At 72.2% G+C, this 12,049-nt stretch carries 8 protein-coding genes; 4 read left to right on the top strand and 4 right to left on the bottom strand.

The window, feature by feature from the left end:
- Positions 1-37 precede the first annotated feature (37 nt).
- Positions 38-1,759: a hypothetical protein gene (locus ACH4UK_RS22440; RefSeq protein WP_398359247.1), complete on the top strand. Its 1,722-nt coding sequence runs from the start codon at positions 38-40 to the stop codon at positions 1,757-1,759.
- Between the two features lie 19 nt (positions 1,760-1,778).
- Here the strand turns inward: ACH4UK_RS22440 and ACH4UK_RS22435 are convergent, their stop codons facing one another.
- The gene (locus tag ACH4UK_RS22435; RefSeq protein WP_398358835.1) at positions 1,779-3,986 is read right to left on the bottom strand and encodes an NB-ARC domain-containing protein; all 2,208 of its coding nucleotides are present in this window, start codon (positions 3,984-3,986) and stop codon (positions 1,779-1,781) included.
- A complete protein-coding gene (locus ACH4UK_RS22430; RefSeq protein ID WP_398358833.1) occupies positions 3,983-4,426 on the bottom strand; it encodes a hypothetical protein in 444 nt (147 codons plus the stop codon). The genes ACH4UK_RS22435 and ACH4UK_RS22430 overlap by 4 nt, the downstream gene beginning before the upstream one ends.
- Positions 4,427-4,693: 267 nt before the next feature.
- Here ACH4UK_RS22430 and ACH4UK_RS22425 point away from each other — a divergent pair, with 267 nt between their 5' ends.
- Positions 4,694-5,665: a DUF3048 domain-containing protein gene (locus tag ACH4UK_RS22425; RefSeq protein ID WP_398358831.1), complete on the top strand. Its 972-nt coding sequence runs from the start codon at positions 4,694-4,696 to the stop codon at positions 5,663-5,665.
- A 67-nt stretch (positions 5,666-5,732) separates the two neighbouring features.
- Here ACH4UK_RS22425 and ACH4UK_RS22420 read toward each other — a convergent pair whose 3' ends face one another.
- The gene (locus ACH4UK_RS22420; protein WP_398358829.1) at positions 5,733-7,466 is read right to left on the bottom strand and encodes a discoidin domain-containing protein; all 1,734 of its coding nucleotides are present in this window, start codon (positions 7,464-7,466) and stop codon (positions 5,733-5,735) included.
- Positions 7,467-7,813: 347 nt separating this feature from the next.
- Here ACH4UK_RS22420 and ACH4UK_RS22415 point away from each other — a divergent pair, with 347 nt between their 5' ends.
- Positions 7,814-10,006, top strand: a complete 2,193-nt coding sequence (locus tag ACH4UK_RS22415) for a discoidin domain-containing protein (RefSeq protein WP_398358827.1) — start codon at positions 7,814-7,816, stop codon at positions 10,004-10,006.
- Between the two features lie 144 nt (positions 10,007-10,150).
- Positions 10,151-10,645, top strand: a complete 495-nt coding sequence (locus tag ACH4UK_RS22410) for a MarR family winged helix-turn-helix transcriptional regulator (protein ID WP_398358825.1) — start codon at positions 10,151-10,153, stop codon at positions 10,643-10,645.
- An 82-nt stretch (positions 10,646-10,727) separates the two neighbouring features.
- Here the strand turns inward: ACH4UK_RS22410 and eno are convergent, their stop codons facing one another.
- Positions 10,728-12,029: a phosphopyruvate hydratase gene (gene eno, locus ACH4UK_RS22405; RefSeq protein ID WP_398358823.1), complete on the bottom strand. Its 1,302-nt coding sequence runs from the start codon at positions 12,027-12,029 to the stop codon at positions 10,728-10,730.
- Between the last annotated feature and the right edge of the window lie 20 nt (positions 12,030-12,049).

Genomic DNA, 12,049 nt, shown 5'->3' with positions numbered 1-12,049 from the left:
CGCTGGGGCGGTGTGCCCGTAGCCTTTCGGGGTGGCCATGCACGCTAGCCAGCCCCTCCGTGTCCCCGTCGGCAGCGACGCCGGGCGGTGGAACACCTTCCACGGTGAGAAGACCCTGGTCGTAGCGGCCCGTACGGTGACCTCGACCGTACGGGTCCTCGAATGCCTGCCCGCCCTTCTGCGCGGGGACAGCCGGGTGACGGTCGTCTTCGCCCACGACCCCACCTCCGCGTTCAACGACGGGGTGCTGGATCTGCTGCACGACGCCGGCTGCCGGGTCATCCCCTGGGAGCAGGTGAGCCACGCGGACCCCGATCTGATCCTGACCGCCAGCGAGAACATCGACGTCCCCGACGGGCACTGTCCGGTGCTCGTGCTGCCGCACGGCATCGGCTTCCAGAAGCAGGTGCCCGACGCCCGCGCCCCGGGCGACCGGCTGTCGGGGGTCGTGCCGGACAGCCTGCTGGAATCCGGCAGGGCCTGGCTGGCCATCTCGCATCCGGGGCAGGAGGAACAGCTGCTCTCCTCGCATCCCAAGGCGTCCGGACGCACCCTGCTCGTGGGCGACCCGTGCTACGACGAACTGCTGGGCAGCGCGGACCGGGCGGGCGCCTACCGCCGGGCGCTCGGCGTGCCCGACGCGCACCGGCTGGTGGTGCTCAGCTCCACCTGGGGCCCCACCTCCCTGTTCGGGCAGGACCCCGAGCTGGCGGCCCGCGTTCTCGCCGCCCTGCCCTACGACGAGTTCCGGGTGGCGGCGATCGTGCACCCCAACGTCTGGTCGGGGCACGGTTCCTGGCAGATCCGCACGATCCTGGCGCCCGCCCTGGACGCGGGACTGATGCTCATTCCCCACATCCACGCGTGGCGGTCGGCGCTGGTCGCGGCGGACCTGGTCGTGGGCGACCACGGGTCGGTGACGCTGTACGGTGCGGCGCTCGGCAAACCGGTGCTGCTGGGGGCCTTCGGGAGCGAGGCCGTGCCCGGCACCGCGATGGCCGCGCTCGGCCGGGCCGCGCCCCGCCTCGACGCCCACGGTGACGTGCACGCGCAGATCGTCGCGGCGCTCGCCGTGCAGCGGCCCGAGCTCTTCGCCACCGTCACCGAGGGCGCCTTCCACCAGCCGGGCCGGGCGCTGCCCCGACTGCGGTCCGCGCTCTACGACCTGCTCGGTCTTCCCCGGCCGGTGTCCGCCGACCCGCCGGAGCGGTTCCTGGCCGAGCCGGTCGAGACGGGCGCGCGGGCCAGCGCCTGGACGGTCACCACGACCGGACTGCCGAAGGGCGGGCCGGATGCCGTCACCGTACGCAGACAGCCCGCGGCGGTGTCGCGGGGGACGGACGATCCGGGCGAGGACGCGCAGGCCGGGCGCTTCCGGCATCTCGCCTGCGACGAGCGGGAGCCGGACCGGCGTCTGGTCGAGAGCGCCTCGGTGCTTCTGCGAAGTGCTCCCGCAGAGAGCGCGGCGGAGGGTGTCCGGTGGATCGGCGAGACCCTGGACCGCCTGCCGGGGGCCGCCCTCGCGGCGACCGCGCTGGCCGGGGGCGGCGCCCTGGTCGGACTGCGGGACGGCCGGATCGTGGAGGCCGCCATGACGGGTCCGGCGCCGGACCCCGGGCTGCCCGCGGCGGCCGTCTACACGCTGCTGCGCGCCGCCGCCCCGTTGGACGACGCCCTGGTGACCGTGCGGGTCGGCGGGCGCGACGAGGACGTGGCGCTCCGGCTGCGTCCGCCCCGGCGGGGCGGCTCGCCCGGCTGAGCCCGCGCAACGCCTCGCGTCACCCCGCCGGCTCTCCTCCGGTCGGCTCTCCCGCGGCCAGCCGGTCCCGCAGCTCCTGCGCGCGGGGGCTGCCCCCGGCCTCGTAGATCTCCAGGGCCCGTCGCAGCCGGGCGCGTACCGCGCGGGGGTCGCCCTGCGCGCGCTCCTGGATGTCGGCGAGCGCGACGAGTGCCTGGGCCTCGTAGTGGGTCGCCCGCTCCTCGCCGAGGATCTCGGCCGCCTCGCCCAGCGCCCGTACCGCCTTGTCGGTCTCTTCCAGGTGATCGTGGGCGATGCCGATGGCCGCCTGCACCCGGGCCGCCATCCGCCGGTCCTTCCGTGCGATGAGCTCGTCATGAGCTCCGCGCAGGGTGTCCAGGGCCCCGCTGGGATCCCCGGCCGCATCCTGGGCGCAGCCGAGGAAGTAGGCCGCTATGGCGGCGCCGCGGCCTTCGTTCGCGGCCGTGTTGAGGTCGAGGGCGTTGCGGTAGGCCGCCATGGCCCGCGCCGGGTCGGTGCGGTCCCAGTACCGTCCGGAGAACTCCTGTACGGAGGCGCGGACGACCAGATGGTCCGCCACCTCGGCGCAGGCCTGGGCGATGTCCAGCTCGCGCCGGGCGGCCTCGTACTCGCCCAGGTCCGTCAACGGGCGTGACAGCAGGCTGCGCAGGCGTGCCTCGGCTGCCGGGGCCAGGGCCCCGGCAGCGGCCGCCGCGCCGAGTTCGAGCGACTCCCGCCAGTCGCCGAGGTGCCGGTGGTGGAAGAACAGGACCGTGAACGCCTCCGCGAGCTGCCAGACCTCGGTGAGCAGCGTCTCCTCGCGGGCGGCGGCCCTCAGCACACCGAGGATGTTGCGGTGCTCGGCCTCCAGCCAGGCCAGCGGCTGCGGTCCGTCCTCGGCCCCGAAGGGGTCGGGAACGCCGGCGAGCAGGTGGGTGTGGTCGGCGATCCGCAGCCGGTCCAGCCGCACGGCCCGGTCGGCGAGCGCGGTGAGGGCCAGGTAGTGCAGCGTCACCCGCCGTACCAGAGCGGTCCGCTCGGCAGGCGCTTCCTCCGCCGCCGCGCGTTCACCCGCGTGCAGCCGCACGAGGCCGTGGAAGCAGAAGCGCCCGTCCGGCGTTTCCTCCAGCAGGCTGGCCCCGGTCAGCGCCTCCAGCGCGTCCGCGGTGCGTTCCGGGTCCAGACCGGTCGCCACCGCGGCGACTCCGGCGTCGAAGGCGGCTCCCGGATACCAGCCCATGAGGCGGTAGAACCGGGCCGATTCCGGAGGGAGTTCACGGTAGGCGAGATCGAACGCTGCGGCCACGGACCGTTCCTTTCCGAGGGACATCCCTGCCAGCCGGCGCGGCTCCTCGGCCAGCTCGGTCACCAGCGCCGCCAGGGTGAGCCGGGCCTTGGCCGCGAGCCGCGCGGCGACCACGTGCAGCGCCACCGGCAGTCCGTCGCAGAGCTCCACCAGGCGTTCCGCCGCGGCCGGGTCGGCCGCGATCCTGTCCGCTCCGCACCGGTCGGCGAGCACTTCCAGGGCGCTGTCCCGGTCGAGCGGCTCCACCGGCATCAGCTTCGCCCCGGAGGCGGCGAGCTCTCCGAGCCCGCTGCCTCCGGCCACCACCAGAAAACTGCCCCGTCCCTTGGGGATCAGCGCGGCGGCCTGTGCGGGTTGGGAGACGTTGTCCAGGAAGACCAGCAGCCGCCGGTCCGCCGACCGGCTCCGCAGCAGCCGGACGCGTTCCGCGAACGTGGCCGGGATGTAGGCGTCGTCGATGCCCAGGGACCGCAGGCAGCACCGGGCCGCCTCGGAGACGTCCGCGCCCATCGACTCTCCCCGCAGGGTCGCGAAGTCCACATAGATCTGTCCGTCCGGGAACCGCTTGCGTCCCCGCTCGGCCCAGCGGGACACCAGCGCGGTCTTCCCGACGCCGGGCGGCCCGTGCAGCGCGGCGAAGCCCACGCTCGAGCCGTCGTCCTCGTCGTCCTCGCCGTCCGGCTCGGGGACCAGCCAGCCGTCGAGCGTGGCGAGGCCTGCTGTCCGGTCGATCAACCGGACGGTCAGTGGCGGGATCTCGTCGGGTGTGACCTGCGTTCCGACCGGCGGCGGCGGCTCGACGTGGAAGGTGATGCCGCCGTGGATGGTGCCGGCCTGCACGACCGGTCCGTGGCTCGTGCCGGAGAAGTCGTTCCGCGCGACGATGTGCCGGGACCCGTCGCCGGAACCCGGGGCCGTCACCTGACGCCCGGTTCCCGCCGGGGCATCGTGCGCCCGCCGTCGTGAATCGACTGGGCCATGATCACCGGTCCGTGGTAGGTGCCACCGCTGATCGTGTTGTGGTTGATCGACACGTTCTTGCCCTCGGGCTCCAGGGGCGACAGCTCGTCGAGCAGGCTCCTCAGCTCCTCGGCCGCCTCCGGGTTGGCGCGCAGGGTCCGGCGGAGCCTGGTCCGCCACTCCGCCTCGATGTCCGCGGCCGTCTCCTCGTCGGCCTCGGCGCGGGCCGCCGTCAGCTCGGCGCGGGACTCCTCCAGCTCCGCGTCGACCGCCTCGTCGTCCTCGCCCCGGCCCAGGAACCGGGCCACGCGCCCGCGCGCCTGTGTCCAGGCCTCCGTCGCCATCAGCCCGACGAACGTCGTCGCACCCGATGCCGCCAGTGCCGTCAACTCGGCTTCCACCGAACCCCCCTCTGCCTCGCCTGTCGCACCGGACGGGTACGCAACCCGTCACTGGTGCAACCGTAGAGAGCGAACAGCGCCTTCGGAAGCGGAATCGGGGGCGCGGCGCAGAGCAGTTCCGGCCATGTCCTGACCGTCCGGGCCCGGCGCGGCTTCCCACGCGATCGCGGGCGCGCGGGACACCTGATGGTGGATGATGGACGGGGGGTCCCGACACGACGGTGTTCCGCAGGCACCGCCGGCCGGCGCCCCGGAAGGGCGGTCGCCATGTCCGCAGCCGGAGTCAGGACCTCGGCCGCAGCCCTGCTCACCGCGCTCGTGCTGGCCGTGGTCGCGGGATGCACGGGCGGGGACGGGTCGCCCTCGCCCCGCAGCAGCTCTCCCTCCGATACGGGCGGGGCCGCCCACGTGCTCGCCGTCAAGATCGACAATGTGGCGCCCGCACGCCCCCATACCGGGCTGGAGCGGGCCGACATCGTCTACGTCGAGCAGGTGGAGGCCGGGCTGAGCCGGATTCTCGCCGTCTACTCCTCCGGTCTGCCGCCGGTCATCGGTCCGGTGCGCAGCGCGCGGGAGACCGATCTGGAGCTGCTGCGGCAGTTCGACCGGCCGACGCTGGCCTTCTCGGGGGCCCAGAGCAGGCTGCTGCCGGTCATCGACCGGGCGCCGCTGGACGCCGTGCCGCCCTCGAAGGCGCCACGGGCCTACTTCCGGGGTCCGGACCGGCCCGCACCGCACAACCTCTACCTGCGGCCGGAGCGCATCCCGTTCGAGGCCTCCGGGGTGAACGCCGTCGAGGAGCTGGGGCTCGCGTTCGGTGCGGCGCCTCCCGGCGGGGAGCCGGAGGACAGCCGTACGGTGCGCTATCCGTCCGCGTCGGTGACGTTCACCTGGTCCGCCGAGGGCGAGCGGTGGCTCGTCTCCCTGGACGGCTCCCCCGCCCGTACCGCCGAGGGCGACCGGCTCGGGGCCGGTACGGTCGTCGTCCAGGACGTGGACGTACGGCCGTCGGACTTCCGCGACCGGTCGGGGAACAACACCCCGTTCACCGAGACGGTGGGGGCGGGGAGCGCGGTCGTCCTGCGGGACGGCCGGGCGTACGAGGCGCGGTGGACGCGGAGCGCGGCCGGTGCCGACACGGTGTTCAGGACGCCGGACGGGCAGCGCGTCGATCTCGCCGAAGGACCGCTGTGGATCCTGTACGCGCCGCGCGGCGGCGGGTCCGCGGCGGGTCGCTGAGCCGGGGAGGGCGTCCGGACGGCGGGAGAGCCGCACCGTCCGGACGCCCCCGGGTCGGCGGATGCGGCTACTGCCAGACCTTGATGTAGTCGACGCTCAGCTTCTGCGGGAAGCGTGTGGTGGCGTCGGGCGGGCCGGGCCAGTCACCGCCGACCGCGTTGTTGAGGATGAGGAAGAAGTCGTGGTCGAACACCCAGGGTCCGCGGGTGCGCTCCAGCTCCTCCTTGTCGACCGTGTGCGTGACCTGACCGTCCACCCGGAACGTCATGCCCCGGCTGTTCCAGTCCACGGCGAAGGTGTGGAAGTCGTCGGCGAAGTTCGCGCCGCCGGGCAGGGAGTAGGGGGCTCCGTAGCCGGCCGCGCCGTTGTACGCGGGTGCGTGCAGGGTGGAGTACGTGGTGTTCGGCTCCTTGCCGACATGCTCCATGATGTCGATCTCGCCGGTGTAGGGCCACGGACGGCCCTCGTCGAAGTAGTCCGCGCCCAGCATCCAGAACGCGGGCCAGAGCCCCTGCGTGCCGGAGACCTTGATGCGCGCCTCGACCCGGCCGTAGGTGAACTGGAACTTCCCGTAGGTGTTGAGCCGCGCCGAGGTGTACTGGCAGGTGGTGCTGCCGCTCAGCGGGTCGGGCGGGCAGGCGGAACCGGGCGTCTCCTCGCGGCGGGCCTCCAGGACGAGGCTGCCGTCGCCGTCCTGGGCGGCGTTCTTGTTGTCCGTGTAGTACTCCAGCTCGTTGTTGGGGCCGGTGCCCGTCTCCGGGACCCACTTGGCCGGGTCGGGGGCCGCGCCGGCGGGTCCGTCGAACTCGTCGCTGAACACCAGCCGGTCGTACGTGGGGTCCGCGGGCAGCGGCGGTGCGGGGATCGGCGCTCCGCCGGTGCCCCAGACCTGGAACTCCCAGAGCGAGTAGCCGTATTCACCGCTGCGCTGGGTGGCGTACAGGCGTACGTGCCGGCCGGCGCCGCTGACGTCCAGCGTCTCCTTGAAGCCGGCGCCGGTGGTGGTCTGGTGGATCGTCGTCCAGTCGGTCCCGTTGTCGGAGACCTCGATCCGGTAGGCCCTGGCGTACGCCGGGTCCCACTGGAGGACCACACGGTTGATCTCGGCGCGGGCTCCGAGGTCGACGGCGATCCAGCCCGGGTCGGTCCAGCCGCCCTCGGGGCTGGTGGCCCAGCGGCTGGCGGGGTCCCGGTCGAACGCCTTGTCCGGGGAGCATTCCCAGCAGGTGCCGTCGTTCTGGAAGGTCGAGGCGGAGCCGGCCCGGCCGTAGGAGAGCAGGACGTCGTCGCCGGGGGCGGTGCCGCCGGTGGTGGAGTAGACCTGGAACTCGTGGAGGGAGTAGCCCCAGGGGGTGGCGCGCTGGGTGCCGTGCATCCGGATGTAGCGGCCGGTCCCGGAGACCGTCAGGGTCTCGACGCCCCCGGCGCCGGTGGTGGTGGAGTGGATGGTCGTCCAGTCGCTTCCGTCGCTCGAGACCTCCAGGCGGTAGCCCTTGGCGTAGGCGGCCTCCCAGTCCAGGACGACCTGCCCGATCGAGGTGTTCGCGCCCAGGTCGACGCGGAGCCACTCGTCGTCGGTGAAGGCGCTGGACCAGCGGGTGGCGGTGTCGCCGTCGACGGCGGACGGGGCGGTGAAGGGGGCCTCCGTGCTGGAGGCGGTGGCCGGCTTTCCCTGGGAGACGAGCACGGCCGCGGCGGCGGCGCGTTCCGGGGCGACGGCCACCGAGAGGGTGAACAGGAGGGCCACGGCGGCCATGACCGCCAGGGCACCGCGCAACCGTGGTGTTCCACGGGGTTCCATGCGAACTCCTTGCTCTGTGAGGGGGTTGGACCGAGAGAGCGCTCCCCCGCAGTGGGGAGCGTGGCGGGAGCCGGGTGAACCGTCAAGGGTTGCCGCGGAGTTGATTCAAGAGACCATGGATGCGGCGTCCGACTTGTCGTCCTGATGCCAGGTCAACTGCCTCTGAGCTTTCAGAAGATGAAACATCTGATCAGCCGGTGGACCGGGCCCGGCAATCCTGTGCACAACTCTTGACGTGACGGAAACGCGGGAGAATCATTCGGCTACCGAGAGAGCGCTCTCTCCCTCCTGGGAGAGCTGTCCGCACCCGTTTCACCCCGTCCACCCGACCCTTCAGGAGTTCAGACATGTCCGTTGCCCTCGTCAGACCCTCGCGGCCCCCGATGGCCGCATCCCCCCGATGGCGCACCCTGGCCCTGGCCCTCGTCACCACGCTGGTCGCGGCGCTCCTCGCGGCCGTGCAGGCGGCCCCGGCGCAGGCCGCTCCCGTCCTCCTCTCCCAGGGCGGCGCGGTGACCGCGTCGAGCGCGGAGAACGGCGGCACGGGCGCGGGCAACGCCGTCGACGGCGACGGCGGAACACGCTGGTCCAGCGCGTTCTCCGACCCCCAGTGGATACGGATCGACCTCGGTTCCCCGGCCGCCCTCAGCCGGGTCGAACTCTCCTGGGAGGCCGCGCACGCGAAGAGCTACCGCATCGAGCTCTCGACCGACGGCGACGACTGGACGACCGCCTACAGCACCACCACGTCCACGGGCGGCGACGAGACCCTGACCCTCTCCGGCGACGCCCGTTACGTACGTCTGACCGGCACCGAGCGGGCCACCGGATACGGCTATTCGCTCTGGGAGTTCAAGGTCTTCGGCACCCGTGACGGCGGCGGCGGACCGGAGATCCCGGGCGGCGGCGACCTCGGTCCGAACGTCCATGTCTTCGACCCGTCCACGCCGAACATCCAGGGCAGGGTCGACGAGATCTTCCAGCAGCAGGAGGAGGCCCAGTTCGGCAGCGGCCGGCACGCGCTCCTCTTCAAGCCGGGAACGTACGACAACATCAACGCGCAGATCGGCTTCTACACCCAGATCGCGGGCCTCGGCCTGAACCCGAACGACACCACGTTCAACGGCGATGTGACCGTGGACGCGGGCTGGTTCGACGGAAACGCGACACAGAACTTCTGGCGCTCGGCGGAGAACCTGACGCTGAACCCGGTCAGCGGCACCAACCGCTGGGCGGTCTCCCAGGCGGCCCCGTTCCGCCGGATGCACGTCAAGGGCGGACTGAACCTCGCACCCGACGGATACGGCTGGGCCAGCGGCGGCTACATCGCCGACAGCAAGATCGACGGCCAGGTCGGCCCGTACTCCCAGCAGCAGTGGTACACCCGCGACAGCTCGGTCGGCGGCTGGACCAACGCCGTCTGGAACATGACGTTCTCCGGCGTCCAGGGCGCACCGGCGGCGAGCTATCCGACCCCGCCGTACACCACACTGGACACCACCCCGATCTCCCGCGAGAAGCCGTTCCTCTACCTCGACGGCAATGAGTACAAGGTCTTCGTCCCCGCCAAGCGCGTCAACGCGCGCGGCGTCTCCTGGGACGGCGGTACGCAGCCGGGCGAGTCCATCCCGCTGAACCGCTTCTACGTCGTCAAGCAGGGAGCCACCGCCGCGACGATCAACGCCGCGCTGGCGCAGGGGCTGAACCTGCTGTTCACGCCCGGCGTCTACCACATCGACCAGACCATCAACGTGAACCGGGCCGACACGGTCGTCCTGGGTCTCGGCCTGGCCACGATCATCCCGGACAACGGGGTGACCGCGATGAAGGTCGCCGACGTCGACGGGGTGAAGCTGGCGGGCTTCCTCATCGACGCCGGTCCCGTCAACTCCTCGACCCTGCTGGAGGTCGGGCCGCAGGGCGCGTCGGCCGATCACTCGGCGAACCCCACGTCGCTGCAGGACGTGTTCGTGCGGATCGGCGGGGCGGGTCCCGGCAAGGCGACCACGAGCATCGTCGTGAACAGCGACGACACGATCATCGACCACACCTGGGTGTGGCGTGCGGACCACGGCGAGGGCTGGGGCTGGGAGACCAACCGGGCCGACTACGGCGTACGCGTCAACGGCGACGACGTCCTGGCGACCGGGCTGTTCGTGGAGCACTTCAACAAGTACGACGTGGAGTGGTACGGCGAGCGCGGCCGCACGATCTTCTTCCAGAACGAGAAGGCGTACGACGCCCCGAACCAGGCCGCCATCCAGAACGGCGACACGAAGGGCTACGCCGCCTACCGGGTCGACGACTCGGTCGAACAGCACGAGGGCTGGGGCCTGGGCAGCTACTGCTTCTACAACGTCGACCCGACGATCGTCCAGGGCCACGGCTTCAAGGCCCCGGTGAAACCCGGCGTGAAGTTCCACAACCTGCTCGTCATCTCCCTCGGCGGCAACGGCCAGTACGAGCACGTCATCAACAACACCGGATCCCCCACCTCGGGAACGTCGACGATTCCGTCGACCGTCGTCAACTTCCCCTGACCCGGGAGCGGTGAGCAGGTCCGGTGTCCGGCGGCCCGGACCGGCCCACCGCGAACGGAGGGCGGCCTCCGGCGGACACAACCGTCCGCCGGGGGCCGCCCGTTCGGCCTGCTCGCGTACGCCGGGGAAGGTAGCGTCGCGATCATGAAACCGCTGACGGACACCACCACCGATCAGGCGCCGGCGCATCCGGCCACCGCCGCCGAGGACATGTCGGCCACTCAGCCCATCGGCTACTGGAGCGGCCGGGCTCACGCCGCGGTCACCCGGCAACTGCGGGACGCCATGGCCAGGATCGACGTCACGCAGCCGCAGTACTGGGTGCTCAACCGGGTGAACAGCGGTCCCGCGGCGCCGAGTCGCGAAGAGGTGATCAGTCAGTTGGCCTCCCTGGCCGACGGGCCGCACGAGATCGCCAGAGTGGTCGACCAGTTGCTGCACCGCGCATGGCTTCGCGTCGACGCCGAGCAGCTCCTGCGCCTCACCGAGGCCGGCGAGGAGGCCAGAGTCCGGTTGCGCGCGCTGGCGACCGAGCAGCGCGCCGTGGTCCACGAGGGCATCGGCGACGAGGAGTACGTGGCCGCGCTCAAGGTGCTGCGCAGGATGATCGCCAACGTCGAGGGGGACGGGCGATCCTAGGGCCGGAAAGCCTGATCCGACCGACCCCCGTCCGTCGCACCGTCACACGCACCGGATCGCGGTGCGTGCGGCGGTGCGGCGGTCAGGAGCGGGACAGCAGCGCCCCGCCCGCGTACTGCGCGGACTCGCCCAACTCCTCTTCGATCCTGATCAGTTGGTTGTACTTGGCCGTGCGGTCGGAGCGGGACAGCGAGCCGGTCTTGATCTGGCCGCAGCCCGTCGCCACCGCCAGGTCCGCGATCGTGGTGTCCTCCGTCTCGCCGGAGCGGTGGGACATCACGACACTCCAGCCCGCACGACGCGCGGTGGCGACCGTGGCGAGGGCTTCGGTGAGCGTGCCGATCTGGTTGACCTTCACCAGGACCGAGTTGGCGACGCCGGTGCGGATGCCCTCGCGCACCAGCTTCTCGTCGGTGCAGAACACGTCGTCGCCGGTCAGCTGGCAGCGGTGACCGACGCGGGCGGTCAGCTCGCGCCAGCCGTCCGCGTCGTCCTCGGCCATCGGGTCCTCGATGGAGACGATCGGGTACGCGTCGATCAACTTGACCAGGTAGTCGACCTGTTCGGAGGGGGTGCGGCGGACGCCCTCGCCCGTGTACACGTAGGCGCCGTCGTGGAAGAACTCCGACGACGCCGGGTCCATGATCAGGCCGATGTCCGCGCCGGGACGGTATCCGGCACGCTCGACGGCGCTCAGGACGAAGTCGAGCGCCTCCTCGGCCGTGCGCAGCGCGGGCGCGAAGCCTCCTTCGTCGCCGACGCCGGTGGCGTGTCCGGCGGCTAGCAGGTCGCGTCGCAGGGTGTGGAAGATCTCGGAACCCATGCGGACGGCCTCCGCGAAGGTCTCCGCGCCCACCGGCGCGATCATGAACTCCTGGAAGTCCAGCGGATTGTCCGCGTGCGCACCGCCGTTGATGATGTTCATCATCGGCAGCGGGAGAAGCCGGGCGTCGGCTCCGCCGAGATAGCGGTAGAGCGGCTGGCGGTGGGCCGCCGCGGCGGCCTTCGCGGCGGCGAGGGAGACCCCGAGGATCGCGTTCGCGCCGAGCCGGGACTTGTCGGGCGTGCCGTCGAGCGCGACGAGCGCGGCGTCCAGGCCCGCCTGGTCGTCCGCGTCGCGGCCCACGACCGCGGCCGCGATGTCGCCGCTGACGTGGGCGACCGCACGGTCGACTCCCTTGCCGTGCCACTGGCCGGCATCCCCGTCGCGCAGCTCCACGGCCTCCCGTGCACCGGTGGAGGCGCCGGACGGGACCGCGGCGCGCCCGAGCGAGCCGTCGGCGAGCCGGACGTCGGCCTCGACGGTGGGGTTGCCCCGGCTGTCGATGATCCGGCGGGCGGTGACGGACTGGATGGCGGTGGGCTCAGCTGCCTTGTGGGCCATGCGAGGTCCTTCCGTAGTCA

It is taken from the genome of Streptomyces sp. NPDC020884, assembly GCF_044333935.1.
Lineage (GTDB): Bacteria > Actinomycetota > Actinomycetes > Streptomycetales > Streptomycetaceae > Streptomyces.
The sequence above is the reverse complement of the archived record's forward strand: the minus strand, read 5'-3'. Positions and strand labels throughout refer to the sequence as shown.